Annotated in this window: 15 protein-coding genes; 7 read left to right on the top strand and 8 right to left on the bottom strand. The window is 36.0% G+C overall.

The features are described 5' to 3' along the window. The first annotated feature begins 2 nt into the window (after positions 1-2). Positions 3-1,022 carry a Gfo/Idh/MocA family protein gene (locus GWK10_RS11295; protein WP_164032472.1) on the top strand — a complete coding sequence of 340 codons (1,020 nt, stop codon included), beginning with the start codon at positions 3-5 and terminating at the stop codon, positions 1,020-1,022. Positions 1,023-1,048: 26 nt separating this feature from the next. Here GWK10_RS11295 and GWK10_RS11290 read toward each other — a convergent pair whose 3' ends face one another. After that, positions 1,049-2,221: a lactonase family protein gene (locus tag GWK10_RS11290; RefSeq protein WP_164032471.1), complete on the bottom strand. Its 1,173-nt coding sequence runs from the start codon at positions 2,219-2,221 to the stop codon at positions 1,049-1,051. A gap of 158 nt (positions 2,222-2,379) precedes the next feature. After that, entirely contained in the window at positions 2,380-3,165 is a 786-nt protein-coding gene (locus GWK10_RS11285; protein WP_164032470.1) for a LytR/AlgR family response regulator transcription factor, read from the bottom strand. Between the two features lie 140 nt (positions 3,166-3,305). Here GWK10_RS11285 and GWK10_RS11280 point away from each other — a divergent pair, with 140 nt between their 5' ends. Continuing rightward, on the top strand, positions 3,306-3,827 hold the full coding sequence (locus GWK10_RS11280) for a hypothetical protein (protein ID WP_164032469.1): 522 nt from the start codon (positions 3,306-3,308) through the stop codon (positions 3,825-3,827). A gap of 37 nt (positions 3,828-3,864) precedes the next feature. On the opposite strand, the gene GWK10_RS11275 is transcribed toward GWK10_RS11280, so the two are convergent. Then, complete coding sequence (locus GWK10_RS11275; RefSeq protein ID WP_164032468.1) at positions 3,865-4,371, bottom strand: ankyrin repeat domain-containing protein; 507 nt, start codon at positions 4,369-4,371, stop codon at positions 3,865-3,867. Positions 4,372-4,725: 354 nt separating this feature from the next. On the opposite strand from GWK10_RS11275, the gene GWK10_RS11270 reads away from it, so the two are divergent. The 5 genes from GWK10_RS11270 to GWK10_RS11250 all read left to right on the top strand — a co-directional run bounded on the left by GWK10_RS11270 (position 4,726) and on the right by GWK10_RS11250 (position 7,996). Further along, entirely contained in the window at positions 4,726-5,715 is a 990-nt protein-coding gene (locus GWK10_RS11270; RefSeq protein WP_164032467.1) for an AraC family transcriptional regulator, read from the top strand. Positions 5,716-5,820: 105 nt separating this feature from the next. Next, positions 5,821-6,177 carry a hypothetical protein gene (locus GWK10_RS11265; RefSeq protein WP_164032466.1) on the top strand — a complete coding sequence of 119 codons (357 nt, stop codon included), beginning with the start codon at positions 5,821-5,823 and terminating at the stop codon, positions 6,175-6,177. A gap of 2 nt (positions 6,178-6,179) precedes the next feature. Then, complete coding sequence (locus tag GWK10_RS11260; RefSeq protein WP_164032465.1) at positions 6,180-6,674, top strand: anthrone oxygenase family protein; 495 nt, start codon at positions 6,180-6,182, stop codon at positions 6,672-6,674. Positions 6,675-6,716: 42 nt separating this feature from the next. Then, entirely contained in the window at positions 6,717-7,562 is an 846-nt protein-coding gene (locus tag GWK10_RS11255) for an NmrA family NAD(P)-binding protein (protein ID WP_164032464.1), read from the top strand. Positions 7,563-7,573: 11 nt separating this feature from the next. Then, positions 7,574-7,996 (top strand): DUF5367 family protein, encoded by a 423-nt coding sequence (locus tag GWK10_RS11250; RefSeq protein WP_164032463.1) that lies wholly within the window; start codon positions 7,574-7,576, stop codon positions 7,994-7,996. Between the two features lie 73 nt (positions 7,997-8,069). On the opposite strand, the gene GWK10_RS11245 is transcribed toward GWK10_RS11250, so the two are convergent. The 5 genes from GWK10_RS11245 to GWK10_RS11225 form a co-directional block, all read right to left on the bottom strand. Continuing rightward, a complete protein-coding gene (locus GWK10_RS11245; RefSeq protein WP_164032462.1) occupies positions 8,070-8,507 on the bottom strand; it encodes a hypothetical protein in 438 nt (145 codons plus the stop codon). A 273-nt stretch (positions 8,508-8,780) separates the two neighbouring features. Then, positions 8,781-10,448: a sodium:solute symporter gene (locus tag GWK10_RS11240; protein WP_164032461.1), complete on the bottom strand. Its 1,668-nt coding sequence runs from the start codon at positions 10,446-10,448 to the stop codon at positions 8,781-8,783. Positions 10,449-10,453: 5 nt separating this feature from the next. Beyond that, entirely contained in the window at positions 10,454-11,764 is a 1,311-nt protein-coding gene (xylA, locus tag GWK10_RS11235; RefSeq protein WP_164032460.1) for a xylose isomerase, read from the bottom strand. 12 nt (positions 11,765-11,776) lie between these two features. After that, complete coding sequence (locus GWK10_RS11230; RefSeq protein WP_164032459.1) at positions 11,777-13,261, bottom strand: xylulokinase; 1,485 nt, start codon at positions 13,259-13,261, stop codon at positions 11,777-11,779. Positions 13,262-13,341: 80 nt separating this feature from the next. Then, on the bottom strand, positions 13,342-15,996 hold the full coding sequence (locus GWK10_RS11225; protein WP_204263123.1) for a glycoside hydrolase family 3 C-terminal domain-containing protein: 2,655 nt from the start codon (positions 15,994-15,996) through the stop codon (positions 13,342-13,344). Positions 15,997-16,107: the final 111 nt, after the last annotated feature.

The raw sequence follows: 16,107 nt of genomic DNA, 5'->3' as shown, positions 1-16,107 counted from the left end.
TGATGTTGAAAGGGGTTTGCATTGGTTTAGGTTATTTTAGTAAATTTCACCTTGAAGCCTGGAATAGGATTTCGGGAGTAGAAATTACTGCAGTATGTGATGTAGATGAATTGAAAGTAAAAAATGCTGTATTGCAATATAAAATTCCCCACAAGTATATTAGTGTAGAGCAAATGCTTATTCAGGAGCAACCAGATTTCATTGATATCATTACCCCACCAGAGACTCATTTAGACTTAGTTTTGTTGGCAATTAAGTACAATGTTCACATCATCTGTCAAAAACCTTTGGCGCCTAGTTTAAAGGAAGCCAATAAAATGCTTAAAGTGCTTAAGAAGTCATCAGTACGTATGATGGTACATGAAAACTTTCGCTTTCAACCTTGGCATCGTGAAATAAAGGAATTGCTGAGAAAAGATACAATTGGTGAGTTGTACGCTATAAATTCCAGAATGCGCATGGGCGACGGTTGGCAACCTAATGCTTATATGGATAGACAGCCATATTTTAGAGAAATGAAAAAGTTATTAATGTATGAAACCGGTATTCATTTTATAGACCTATTTAGTTATTATGCTGGTAAAATCACCAAGGTATATGCACGACTTAAGCGATTAAATACCGCTATTAAAGGAGAAGACTTTAGCTGGGTACAATTTGATTTTGAAAATGGTGCCGTAGGCTTTTTAGATGCTAATCGCTATAATGAAAGTACCAATAAAAATCCGCGTTTAACGTTTGGAACAATACTATTTGAGGGTAGTAAAGGTAGCATACGACTCTATGAAGATGGAATTATTTGCACGCAGCTTTTGGGAGAGAAAGAACAACAGCATGACTATGAATTTAAAGATCAGAATTTTGCGGGTGATTGTGTTTATTTCACTCAAAAGCATTTTATTGATTGTTTGATCAATAAAGTGCCATTCGAAACAGAAGTATCAACTTACTTGAGTAATCTGATAGTCTTAGACAGGATCTACGAATCTCACCAAAAGAAAATACCAATACAAATCTCATAAAACAGACTTTTTGGACTATCTGTGAGCTATTGATTATAGCTTTTCATTCTTAAGCTAGATGGATTTTTGATTTTCAATTCGTTCGGTAGTTTGGTAAGTTTTCCCGTTTTCAAATCTCTTTTGAAAAACACTACATTATCTGAAAATTGATTGGCTACAATGATATAGTTGCCAGACGGGTCTATCACAAAATTTCTTGGGTGCTCTCCATACGTGGGTTCGCGACCAACTAGCTTTAAGTTACCAGTTAAAATGTCTACTGCAAAAATGGAAAGTGAATTCTCATCTGGCGCCCTGTTAGAAGCATAAAGAAACTTGCCATCAGGTGAAATATGGATATCTGCAGATCTATAAAGTTTTTGTTTGTTTGTATAAGATTGATAATCTCGCTTGAATGTTAAAGACCCTTTGCCGTAGTTATATTGAGATATTCTACCGCTTAACTCTGAAATTCCATAAGCAAACTTGCTAATAGGATGAAAAGTAAAATGTCTTGGTCCGCTACCGGGTTTCATAGTAACAGTGTTCGATTCGATTGATTTTAAAAAGTGATTTGTGGTTGTGTTTGGGAAAAAATTGAAAGCTCGAATCTTGTCTGCACCCAAGTCCTGAGCAAACAAATAGTCGTTGGCTGACGAAAAATTAGTAGAATGAATGTGGGAATTATCCTGTCGACCGCTAACAATACTACTATCCTTAAATTTCAATAATTGCGAATAAGGATTTAAACTACCATCATCTTTAATTTTAAATACTGATATGCTTGGATCTGTATAATTAGAATTTACGAGATAGCTACCTTCATTTGATATGGCAAGATGTACTGGGTTTCTGCCACCAGCATCTTCTTCATTTAAAAAGTGAAGCGCTCCCTTTACAGAGTCAACTGCGAATGCAGCAATCATTCCATTCACCTTCATTTGACTTTTAGTAACGGTATACAAATATTTACCATCAGGTGATAATGTAATAAATGAGGGATTTACAATACTATCTAAGACAAATAATTCTTTTGTTTTTCCTGAGTTAATATCAAAATCATAAACATAGAGTCCTTCACTAGGTTGACCGTTTGTATAACTGCCAATAAACAACAAGTTCTTTGTATCTTTTTTTGGACTACATGATAAGAGTATTCCTAAAACTCCTAAAAATATTACTAGATTAACCAAAGTATTTCCTCTCAACTTATTTATCATTTAATATTGGATATTTTTTCAACAAGTACTTATGATAGGCGGCCTGTTAATTATTTTAAAAATAGTTGAGCTTGTATTCATTTCTGTCCTGTGCTATATGGCTTGAAGGATACCTTCTATCTTATCTAATATATTCTTCGAAAAGAAAAAGGGATTGACTAAGATTTCGAGTCACTCAAAAATTCAATCACATTCTTCTTAAAAACTCTGCCAATTGGGATTAATTCTCCTTGAACATTCAAATTATTGCTTTTAAAGGAACTTACATGATTCATATTCACTATATATGACTTATGTACTCTTAAAAACCCCATTTCTTTATATTCAGCTTCAATGGTATTCAAAGTTTGTAAGGCAACAATATTTCCATTTTTAGTATGCCAAACAACGTATTCCTTAAGGCCTTTAATAAAGTGAATGTCTTTGGCTAAAAGTTGGTGTGTTTTATGACCTTCTTTAATGGTGATAGGATTATTATGTTCATCGTTTTCTAATCTTTTCTGTAACTCTTGATTGGTCGCTTCCTTATCTTGATTTGTTTTTAAAAGTTTATAAACCAAGCTGCAAACTAATGCTAATGAATAGAAAGAAGACCCGGATAAGATTGCCCAAAAATCACTAATCAGCCCTATTTGGGCACCACCGTCAAATCTCGGGTAATAAAACTCAAAAATTAAATCGATAAAAATAAACGATGATGAGAATACTATGTAGACAAGAAGTATACTCAACATTATATAAAGTAGGTATGTTTTTTTGAGAAAGAAAAACGGAAAGAGAACTTTGAAATTGACTTGAACGACTAGGAATTGTAAGCCAACAATAGCGATGTTCTTTATCAAATAGAATTCCAATTCATTACCACCAGCCATTAAAAAAGACTGAGCTAGCCAAAGAGCAATCCAAAATGTGATCGCATATTTTTTTTCAGAAAGTTTGCTCAAGATCATTTGTTGTAATTGAAATCCGAATATATAAATTAATGAAGCTTTTAGAATGTTGTTGGTTTAAATAAGTAGGTCGTTGGTTGAATTTGGAAAATTGTAGCCGTAAGATTTTATAGTTTGATCAAAAATTTACTTTCATGCGAAACATTATCTTATTACTTCTAATTGCTAGTTTCCAATTTTCTGTTGGTCAAAATAATTATAAAATAATTTATGAGGCAGATAGCGAAGGCAAAGCTATATCGGGAAATCGTGAACAACTATTAAAATATGTCCAAAACGGCAATCCAATAAGAGTAGGTTGGGTTTTAAAATTTAAGCACCCCCAATCAGAAGAAATAATAGAAATGCAACATTGGACCGATGCAGGTTTTATTACAACCCTAAATGGGCATGTATTCGCTCAAATACAGTCTATATATCAACAAGGTCCAAGCCCTGTAAATCCGCCTTCAGTGTTTTTGGTTGACGATAAGCCACATGGTTGGGTTGCAATTATTGGTAGTACAGGGGTGATGCGACAAAAATATACAAGGGGCGAAGAAATGATCGAGATGATGAGAAAAAGTGGTTTATCGGAAGAAGAGCTTGAAAAACAACTCAAAGATTTAGAGACCATGAACGTACATACGAAATGGGCTGTATCGCAAATTCCTTAAAGGAACTGGTTTGTCAAAGGGCCTCTTTTTCTTGGACTTAATTTAATTTTATCTGCTTTTTTGTCAATCCTTTTGTTTGTAAAAAATTAAATAGTTCTTCAGATTCTTTACCCCCAATTTCGGCGTGATGAAGCAATGTTAATCCGTGTGCTCCTTTTGAAAATATCAGGTTTGGGTATGCTTCTAAAATTGGTTTCACCAAAGTCGTCTTCCCAAGCATTGTTAGGGCGAACAGATTGACGCGAGCACCTTTTTCAATTAAATAGTTGGCTATTTCTTTATTTCCTTTGTGAGCAGCACCTTCAATTGCTTCTTCGAAGTCTCCATTACCCCAATCATAGCGACTATAAATTAAGTTAGGGTAGTCTTCTAACATATTCTTAACCTTATCTAGATTAAAATGCCCCGCAATAACAAATTCTTTAACCATTGCAATTTTAAGTGGCTCTTTATCAGATTGCTCCATTGCAGTGGCTATACTGGGCGCTAGGCTTAATCCCAAACCGCCTGCAATTCCTGTTTTAATAAATGATTTTCTGTCCATAGTTTGATTGATTTCGGTTTGTACTTCTTATCACAATTTATACCTGAAAAGCAGATTTAGATTGTTATACCGATCAGACTCTAAGGTAATAACAGTTTTAGAATAAAGTCAGTATTTGGATAAAATTCTTTGCTACTAAAACTAGCATCGAACCTGACATCTTTTCTCAATGCCACTTGACTTTAGTCGTATTAATTTTCAATCATGTTCAGTCAATTATTAAATAGTTCTTTATAAACTACTGCAAACTGATATTATATCATGATAAATTTATGTTGGTTTTAATCGGTTATGGTTTATATTTTTGAAGGAACAAGGTATCGAAATAGATACTATTAATTGAATAATGTCTTAATGAAGTACATATCCGCTCATTTATATAGAAAAATAATTGAACACGCTATAAATGAGGGTATGGATAGTGCATATTTTGAAACGCTTACGACCCCTTATGGGTCACTTTCAGAAGTTAAAGCTGTACCTGCAAATGAATTTTTTGCACTTCATGAAAGTATAGATCAAACCTTAGGTCCAGGATTTTCAATACGAGTAGGGCAGCAAATGAAAATAGAAGATTACGGAGTGCTAGGACTTTCTTGGCGTACTTGTTCAAAAGCTGGAGAAATATTTGAACGTAGTGAACGCTACTTCAAACTGTTATCGGATACCTATGTTTTTAAAGTTGAGAAAAACGAAGAATATGCGAAAGTGCTTTTATTAAGAGATGCTTATCGTCGGGGGGTTGGCTTATCTAATGAAGCTACTTTTTCTGCTACAGTGGTTGTTATGCAAGGTATTACCGAAACTAAGATTGCTCCCATACGTGTTTCATTTAAGCATTCCGCACCGAAGGATTTAAATGATTATGAAACAGCTTTTCAATGTCCTGTTTTATTCAATCAATCATATAATTCAATTACTTATAAGAGAGAGGACTTTGATACTAAAACAGCAAAGGCAGATATAAGTATAAATGCTTTTTTAGTAGAAAGAGTTGAAGAGGAAACCAAAGGAATTGAAGTTAACTCTAATAAAGTTGTTTCCGATGTGAGTAGACTCATTGAGGATGCACTTCCTAGTGGTATTCCCGGTATTGAACAAATTAGTACTCATATTGGTATGAGCAGCAGGACGCTCACTAGAAGGCTTTCTAGTAGTAATATCTCGTTTCGAGAGCTTGTGAAAAGCATACAACAAAAAGTTTCTGAAAATTTACTGCTGCATACTTCCCGTAGTGTAGGTGAAATAGCATTTTTAACTGGCTTTTCTGAGCAGAGTGCTTTCAATCGAGCTTTCAAAAAATGGACTGATAAGACTCCAGTTGAGTTTAGAAAAACTACCTAAAAACTCCGTTTGGCATAAAATGTCAAAACATTGTCCTTAAGGGTCAAAAATCCAGCCCAAAGGATCTACACCTTTGTATCATCAAATCAATAAAACTATTGAAAGATGATAATACTGGTAAAATTGATAGTCCAAATTTCTTTAACGCTTTTAGCTGAATCGACCGACTCACATGAGCCAATAAAGGAGTATGCTTTTATAAGTAAACACTCTTACAAAAGCTACACTATAGACACTTCCAAAGAAAAAGCTTTTCAAATTCTTGAAAACAAATGTAACGTCTGTCATAGTAAGCGTAATAAAAGACCTGTTTTTACTCTTGATAATATGGACCCATGGGAAGATGATGTTTACAAGCAAGTTTTCATAAAGAAGCGAATGCCAAAAGGCAAGAAAATCAAACTTGCCACTTTTGAATATCAAGAGTTACTAACCTGGATTACATCCACCAAAAAAATATAGTCATGGAAATCAAATTTAAATTTATTGTATTACTACTGGGTATTTTATTTACGGGGCTTACCTCGGGATTGTGCTTTACCTGGACCAACGCCGTAACACCTGGCATAGGAAGATTAAACGACCTCTCTTTTTTACAATCCTTTCAGGCGATGAATCGGGCGATCATAAACAAGAGTTTTTTAATCGTATTCTTTGGTCCTGTTTTTTTACTAATGGTAAATGCCTACCTCCATAGGAATACGAATCCAAGCACATTTTGGGCATTTTTGATCGCGGCTATTCTCTTCTTTATAGGAGTAGGTTTGGTCACCATATTTAAAAACGTGCCGTTGAATGAAATTCTTGATAAAACAATACTAGAAACAGCGTCGATAGGTGATTTAGCCAATTTACGCGAGCTATTTGAACAACCCTGGAACCGCTGGCATATGATACGAACAATAACATCCTGCACATCTTTCGTATTGCTTCTAATAGGAATTATCAATTCAAAATAAAAAAACAGTTACAAATTTATTAATCAAAAAAACGAACAGAAAATGAGATCAGAAAACATTTTAGTCATCGGAGGAACCGGAAAAACTGGAAAAAGAATTGTAAATCAGCTTGAAAAGCTTGGTCATAATGTCCGCATTGGGTCAAGGTCTGCTTCACCGTCATTTGACTGGCATGAGCCGGAAAATTGGCCAAATACCTTGAAAGGAATGGATAAGGTTTATATTACTTATCAACCGGACTTAGCGGTGCCTGGCGCTCGTAATGCTATTGAGCAATTGGTTGCAATGGCAAAAAGCGCTAGCGTGAAAAAATTGGTCCTTCTTTCAGGTAAAGGCGAACGTGAAGCGCAATTATGCGAACAAGTAGTTATTAATTCTGGATTAGATTATACAATTGTTCGTGCTAGCTGGTTCAACCAGAATTTTAGCGAAAATTTCTTGTTAGAACCCATTCTTGAAGGTGTTGTAGCATTACCACAAGCCGAAGCTCAGATACCTTGGGTAGATACAGATGATATTGCCGAAGTAGCTACAAAAGCGTTGACCGAAGATATTCATAACGGACAGATTTACGAGCTTACAGGTCCTAGAACACTTACGTTTAAAGATGCGGTAACTGAAATTGCAAAGGTAAGCGGCCGTAACATCACATTTATTCCTATTACTATACAGGAATATGGTGATGGGATGCGTAAAGCGAATTTACCAGAGGATTTTGTATGGCTTATCGAGTATTTATTTACAGAAGTTTTAGGAAATCCTGAACTATCAGAAGTCACTAATGACATCGAAAAAGTCTTGGGAAGAAAACCAATTGATTTTAGCGAGTATGCGCAAAAAGCCGCTACAACTGGTATTTGGAATCAAACAACAGTTCAAGTAATCTAAAGGATACAATCATGAAAGAAATCAATATTAAAGGTGTAGTAATTTCAGGAAGTATTGCATGGGTACTGGCTGTTATGGCATTTGTTGCTTCTTATTTTGTTCCGATACTATCGGATCCGGATTTACAAGCAAATTGGGTTCTATCAGTAGCTATAATACCTAGCGCTTGTATAGGTGCTTATTTATACTACCAGAAAGGACATAAAACCAATGGTTTTATTCTAGGAGTTGCGATGTTTTTAGTGGCCATGATGCTTGATGCTTTAATTACAGTTCCATTTTTAATCATACCATCGGGAAGCGATTATATAAGTTTTTTTACTGACTTAGGTTTTTGGTTGATCGCATTGGAGTATGTTAGTGTAGTTGTCTTGTACTGGCATTTTAAAAGGACTGTAGATTGGAAGAAAATGACCAAACCTCCAAATCTATAGAATGGTAATAAATAGAATCTAACTAATCAGGAATCGGGGAGTTGTTGCAATGACAATCCTCGATTTTCTTTTGTTATAAGTAGTTGAAAAAAAACTCCACTGCATTTCCCAAAACAAAAGCCGCTATAGTTCCTTTAAAACTTATTTTTCCAAGATTGAAGCTATTTGAGAATGCAATCCAAAAAGAAACCACAGCGAAACAAAAGAAAACTACCATTGCATAAACTGGGACACCACTTGTAAGTATTCCAGTGAGATTGAAAAGAATATCTAAAATGACAGTAAAGCCGAAAAGGGCAAGCGTAAAGTTAGCTTTCTTGTTAGCTTTAAACAGATAATAACCGGCAACTAAAAGCTCGACACATATTGAGAGAGGACCAAATTGACCATAATAAGATTTTTTGAAATAACCCTCGATACTTTCTGGAACACCAATGTTAAGATAAAACACAGCACCAAAAATAAGTGCTACTATCAAGAAGATAATTGCTATAAATTTACGATAGTTCATTGCGTTGAGTTGGCTTTTTATCTTGTTGCCTAACCATAAAGATAACACCTAAAAAGACATGTCATGCATATATTTTAGATTCTTACATGCACAAATAATCTATCAAACTTACTAAGCAACATTTACATTTAAAAGAAAAAATAAAAACTGCATGACCGTGATTCGGTTTAATGTTAAACACTTTTTAGAATGAGTGCTGAAAACTTCAAAGTTTTGTATATCGCTTAAATAATGATTGGATGATTTCTTTAGAAAAACCTAATTAAATAATTGCTAGCCCGTAAAATAAGTGAGTATGCCAATAACAATAACCACAAGTAAAACTGAAAGAACTACGTCAATAGTATCGTAACTTTTCTTTGCTAATGCTTTGTCCTCAACACTTAAAGTACCAAAAGAAAGTCCTTTAATTGCTTGATAATTTGGTGGATTGGTAGCTAATGATACACCAATACACAAAGCAACTGAAAATATAAACATAAAAATCGCCATATGCGCGAAGTTGATGGTAGCAAAAGTATAGGCGAAACCTGATGCTATTTGGTCGCCTGTTTCTTTAAAATGTGATATTTCTGGTTGATACGCAATTTCACTACTCAATCTTGCTACTAGCAAGACTAAACCTGCTAATAAGGTGGTAATTGCGGCTTTAGAATTGACCCGTTTCCAAATAATACCTAGAAGGAATACCGTTGTAACCGGAGGGGCTATATAGGATTGTACGTTTTGAAGGTATTGATACATTACACCACCACCAATTTTTTCCATGACCGGAATCCAAAAAATTCCTAAAACGACAATAAATGCGGTAGCTATTTTACCTGTTCGCAAAAGCTGTTTTTCATCTTTTTGCGGTTTTAGTTTTTTATAAATGTCTATAGTGAAAATGGTAGAGCATGAATTAAAAACAGAAGCCAACGAGCTCATTAGTGCAGCAATTAATCCTCCTGCAACTAATCCTTTTAAACCAACGGGCAACAATGTTTTTACCAACATAGGGAACGCCCGATCTGCTTTATCAACACCAAATAATTCTGGGTTTTTAATGGTTAAGGCGAAAGCAATAATTCCAGGAATAAGAAAAATGAAAATAGGTAATAGTTTAAGGTAAGCTCCAAAAATAGCTCCCCGACGTCCTATTTTGATATTGTTAGCAGCTAGTGTGCGCTGTACAATATATTGATCGGTACACCAATACCAAATTCCTACAATAGTTCCACCAATAAGCAAACCGGTCCAAGGGAAATCAGGATCGGTCATCGGGCGCCACATATTAAAATGTTGTGGACTCACCTCTTTCACAGTATCGACCATCACATTCCATCCGCCAACTTCCTGCAATCCTAAATATGTGATAATTAGCGACCCAGCAATTAGTATAACTGTTTGCAAGGTTTCTGTATAAATAACTGCTTTCATTCCGCCTACAATGGTATAAATACCAGTGAAAATAACGATACCAATAGCGCCACCCCAAAATGAAACGCCCAAAAGTTCTGAAACTACGATACCGCCTGCATAGATGGTTACTGATACTTTGGTGATTACATATCCTACCAAGGAGAAAACTGATAAAAACCACCTTGATCGGCTGTCAAAACGTTTTTCAAGGAATTCGGGCATGGTAAAGGCTCCACTTCGAATATAAAACGGAAGAAATAACCACCCCAAGAGTAAAACAATCCACGCATGTAGTTCGTAATGTGCCATGGGAGTTCCTGATTCAAAACCTGTACCAGCAAGTCCAACTACGTGTTCTGATCCAATGTTTGAGGCGAAAATTGAAGCTCCAATTACGAACCAACCAACATTTCGTCCTGCAAGAAAGTAGTCCTCTGTATTCTTATTTTTTTGTAGAATAACCCATACGGCTACGCCTACCAGGGCCAAGAAATATATACCTAAAACAATCCAATCACCAAATTCTAAAACGGACTCCATACTCTCTATATGTATTGATTGATAATATTCTCAAACAACTCTTGCTTACCACTTACTAGAGGTAACTCACCATTTTCTTTGGCTATATCATATAATTGATTGAAGTCAAGCGCCCCTTTTTCAAATGACTTACCTGAGCCAGAATCAAATGAGGAATATCGTTGCTGCCTTAATTTTTTGTAGTTAGAGTTGCTTACAATTTTGTCTGCAGTTAGTAGTGCGCGAGCAAATACATCTGCACCACCAATATGAGCTAAAAATATATCTTCTAAATCAGTAGAGTTTCTTCTAATTTTTGCATCAAAATTGATCCCACCACCTTGCAAACCACCTGCATCTAAAAATACCAACATCGCTTCAGTAACTTCATAAATATTATTTGGAAACTGATCTGTATCCCATCCATTTTGATAGTCACCTCTATTAGCATCTATACTACCTAACATTCCTGCATCTGAAGCCACTTGTAGTTCGTGTTGAAATGTATGTTGTGCTAATGTAGCATGATTCACCTCAATATTGATTTTGAAATCTTTGTCTAAACCGTATTGTTTTAAAAAAGCAATGGAGGTTGCAGTATCAAAGTCATATTGATGTTTCATTGGCTCCATAGGTTTGGGTTCTATGAAAAACGTTCCCGTAAAACCTTGAGCTCTGGCATAATCTCTGGCCTTGGTTAGGAACATAGCCATATGTTCCTGTTCGCGTTTCATATCGGTATTCAGTAGGCTCATATAACCCTCGCGGCCACCCCAAAAAACATAGTTTTCTCCAGCTAATTCAATAGTAGCATCTAACGCTAACTTTACTTGACCTGCAGCTCTGGCTAACACATTAAATTCAGGATTTGTAGCTGCCCCATTCATATACCGTGGATTGGAAAAACAATTGGAGGTACCCCACAATAGTTTAATGCCAGTTTCTTGCTGTTTCTGTTTTAAGTAAGCGACAATAGTTTGTAAGCCCTTCTCCGATTCGGTAAACGAGGAACCTTCTCTAATCAAATCATAATCATGAAAACAGTAGTAGTCAAAGCCCAATTTTGAAATGAACTCAAAAGCGGCATCGGCTTTTTGCTTAGCAGCTTCAACAGCATCTCCTGAAGTATCCCACTGATGTAGTAAAGTACCTGGCCCGAAAGGGTCAGCACCAGTACCACAAAATGAGTGCCAATAGGCCACGGCAAATTTAAAATGCTCTCGCATAGTTTTGCCTGCCACTACTTGTGCAGGATTATAATATTTAAATGCCAAAGGATTATCAGAGTCCTTTCCCTCGAATTGAATAGTATTGATAGATTTGAAATACGTAGTCATTTTCTTGATGTCTTAATTTAGAATATTGTGTAATGTTGTTTTCCAACGCTCGTAAGCTTCGGTATAGGCCGTCCGTTCTTTATTAGGTTCAAAACTTTTTAGATAATCATTATTTGCAACCACGGTTCCGAAATCAGCAAAAGCTTTGTCTGCCCTTCCGGCCGCACGCGCTGCACCTACGGCACCAGTAGTGTTGTACAATTCAATTTCCTGACCAATTAAGGTAGCTACTGTATTAGAAAAAATTGCTGATCGAAACAAATTATCGTTAGCTGTTCGTATTAAATTGATTGTAGTATTATCGTTTTTTAAAATTTCCATGCCATATACAAACGCGAAAGCAATTCCTTCAAGTGCTGCTCTCAAAATATGTGATTGGTTGTGCTTGTTTAGGTTGATATTGCTTATATGGGTTCCAATGGTCTTGCTGTCGAACATTCGTTCAGCACCATTGCCAAAAGGAATTATCTGAAGATCATCAGCACCAATAGGCACTTCAGAAGCATGCGAATTCATCCCCTCATATGAGTTTTCGGAAAGATTTAAAATATCTTTTAACCATCTGTACTGGATTCCAGCACCATTAATACATAATAATTTACCGATTCTTGGTGTTGTAGTGGTATGGTTTACATGAGCGAAATTATTGAGTTTTATTCCCTCCGTACTAGTGAGATTATCAGTAATTGCATAGAGCACACCTGATGTACCCCCCGTTGCAGCTACCTCACCAGGATTTAGAACGTTAAGTGATAATGCATTATTCGGTTGATCACCGGCTCTATATAAAATCGGAGTTCCTTTTTGTAAACCGCTTTCGCTCGCTCCTTTTTCAGAGACCCTCGATTGAATACTAAATGTGTCAACAATTTCCGGCACTAAAGCACTTTCAATTCCATAATGATCCAAAACTAATTTAGCAGGTTCTTCATTTTTAAAATCCCAAAGAATTCCTTCAGAAAGACCTGATATAGTAGTATTTATGTCACCTGAAAATTTATAGGCAATAAAGTCACCAGGAAGCATGAACTTGTGAATTTTAGCATAATGTTCCGGTTCATTCTCCTTCACCCAAGCTAATTTTGAGGCAGTAAAATTAGCTGGAGAATTTAACAGATGTTGCATGCAATTTGTTTCTCCAATTTGTTCAAAAGCTGCTTCGCCAATAGTGACAGCTCTGCTATCACACCATATTATCGAATTTCGAATTGCTTCACCTTTATCATCAACGGTTACTAGACCATGCATTTGATATGCGATGCCAATGCCTTTTATTTGTTTTGATGTGAGTTTATTTTCCTTTAGAAGACGTTTCGATGCTTTACAAACATATTGCCACCATAAGTTTGGATCTTGCTCAGCCCAATGCATTTGCTTGCTTATAATTTGCATCTCTTCTGAGGGTTCTTGAATGGTAGAGATGGCCTTAGCAGTTTTTGCATCAACCAAAGAAGCTTTTATGGAAGAGCTACCAATATCAAAACCTATGTAAAACATACTTGGTCAGTTGTATTTTTGTAAAATAACTTGTCTTTTTAAATGTAATAAAAAGAGCGGTATTGAAATAAGTGATTTAATTATATCTTAACTGGACTTCCCGAAATAGTTATTTCTTTAGTTATGACAGTTCCATTTTTAATACGGTTTTCTGATGGCTGTGATCCACCTACAGAAAGCTGATATGTTCCTGGTTGTACAACTTTTTCACCCTTGTTATTTACAATACTTAGTTGATCTTTATCGATGTTAAATGAGAGTGTTTTCTTTTCTCCCGATTTAAATGATACTCTATCAAATCCCGATAAAGTTTTATGGGGATTATAGGCATCTGCATTCGGATTTTGAACATAAATTTGTATTACTTCTTCTCCATCTAGACCGCCAACATTTTCAACATCTACTGTTACTCTTACATCATTTCCTGCTTCAATCACCTCTTGAACTTGTAAATTACTATACTTAAATGAAGTGTAGCTGAGTCCATAACCAAATTCATACAATGGGTCTCCTTTGAAATATCGATATGTTTTTCCTTTCATATCATAATCACTAAATGCAGGAATATCATTAATATCTTTATAAAAGGTAACTGGTAATCTTCCAGCTGGGTTGTAATCTCCAAAAATGACATCAGCTATAGCGGTACCACCAGCTTGTCCAGGATACCATGCCTCTATAATTGCTGGAACATTATCATTTTCCCAATTAATTGAGAGTGCACTACCATTTAATAATACTAATACAGTTGGCTTACCCAAGGCAATTATTTTTTTAATTAAATCGGTTTGCGTTTTCGGGAGCTTGGTGTGTACGCGGTCACCACCAGAGAATCCGTCTACTTTCACCTTCATTTCTTCTCCTTCTAAAAGTGGACTTATTCCCATACATAAAACCACAACATCGGCATCTTTAGCATTAGAAATAGCCTCCTTAGCTAAATTCTCTTTGGGTGATTCCCAAAGCAATCTCATGATGGCATGTTCCGTGTTATTCTGTACACACTCAAAACGGATTTTATATTTTTTCCCAGCCTCTAGTTTTACGTACTCATATATTTTTTTTGGGTGATGCACATCTTGGCGCTGCATAAGAAGTTCATCATCTAAAAATAGCTTCATGGATGAAAAAGCCTCACCTCCTAAGGCATAATTACCTGTTTTATCTACCGAAAGAATTCCCGTCCATCGCACTGAATAAGAATCATAACGCATATCTTCAAATGGGGGATTGGTTCTCCAAGTAAAATCTACTGTTTTGTCAATTCTAGTATGCTTTGGAGTTCCTTCAAAAGCAATGTTGTCATAATATTCAGCCTTTAAACCTTCAGTTTTAAGGGAGCCATTTGTAAATAATACCGATTGCGGCATCGCCTCAAACACAGGCAGTCCTTCAGCCAACTTACTTCCTATTGAGTAAGTAACCTCTGCATTAGGAAGTTTTTGTTTGATTCCTTCTAGAGGAGTAACTGGTGCAGTTGGATATCCATTATAGTTGCCTAGTAGTACCTCTAAATCATCAGCATTGGAACCGATTACTGCGATCTTTTTAATCTTATTTTTATCTAGGGGTAGAGTGTTATTTTGATTTTTTAGCAGCACCATCGATTTGCGTGCTGTTACTAAGGATGCAAGTCGATGTTTTTCGGAATCAACGACATCATAAGGGATATTCTCATACTTGACAGCGCCCTCTGGTGCAAATAGACCTAGTTTTAATCGAGCAACGAATAATCGTTCAAGAGAAACATCTAATTCAGCTTCTGTAATTAAACCATCTTGTACTGCCGCCACTAAAGCAGGATACGAATCACCACAGTTTAAATCTGTTCCTGCTTTTACAGCAATAGCCGAAGCTTCTTTGGCATCTCCACTAATTTCATGCGCTCCTTCATTATAAAAATCTTTAATTGCCCAGCAATCAGAAACGATATAACCATCAAAGCCCCAATTATCGCGTAAAAGACTACTTAAATCTTTATTTCCGCAACAGGGTTCACCTTGGTAACTATTATATGCACACATAATAGAGTACACGCCTGCTTCTTTCACTACTTTCTCGAAATGCGGACTGTATGTATTTAGAAAATCTTGCGGACTTGGTTCTGCATTAAAGCTATGACGATCAACTTCTGGTCCGCTATGTACCGCAAAATGTTTTGCAGTTGCTACTAACTTTAAATAGTTAGGATCGTCGCCTTGTAGTCCCTTTATAAAACGAACTGCCAATTCACCTGCTAAATATGGATCTTCACCATAAGTTTCCATACCCCGGCCCCATCTAGGATCGCGAAAAATATTAATATTTGGTGTCCAATAGGTAAGGCCCTGATAAATACCTCTTTTACCTCTAGAAGCGAACTCGTGATGCTTTGCACGAGCCTCATCTGAAATTATTTCAGATATTTCAGACATTTGGTTTTTATCAAATGTAGCGGCTAGTCCTATTGCTTGAGGGAAAACGGTTGCTCTTCCAGCACGTCCAACGCCATGCAGGCATTCGTTCCACCAATTGTACTCTGGGATATTAAGGTGCTCAATTGCTGGCGATTCATAATTCATCTGCGAGACCTTTTCTTCTAAGGTCATAGCGGCAACAAGGTCTTTAGCTTTTTGCTCGAAATTAAGGGCAGTATGATCTTCCCTTTCCTTTGTTCCGTTTTCGGATTTAGAATTGGAACATCCCAAAACAATACCTAAAATACAAGCTAGCAATATGGTTTTAATAGAATTCATTGACTTTTTATAGTAATTAAGAAATTCAGAATATCGTGATATCATTAAGATTGTTAGAGCAATTTTAGGCAAAACAATCCCAGGTGAAAAGCTTTTCACATAAACCTCGAG

The sequence above is a fragment of the Spongiivirga citrea genome (assembly GCF_010671565.1).
Taxonomy (GTDB): Bacteria; Bacteroidota; Bacteroidia; order Flavobacteriales; family Flavobacteriaceae; genus Spongiivirga; species Spongiivirga citrea.
The sequence above is the reverse complement of the archived record's forward strand: the minus strand, read 5'-3'. Positions and strand labels throughout refer to the sequence as shown.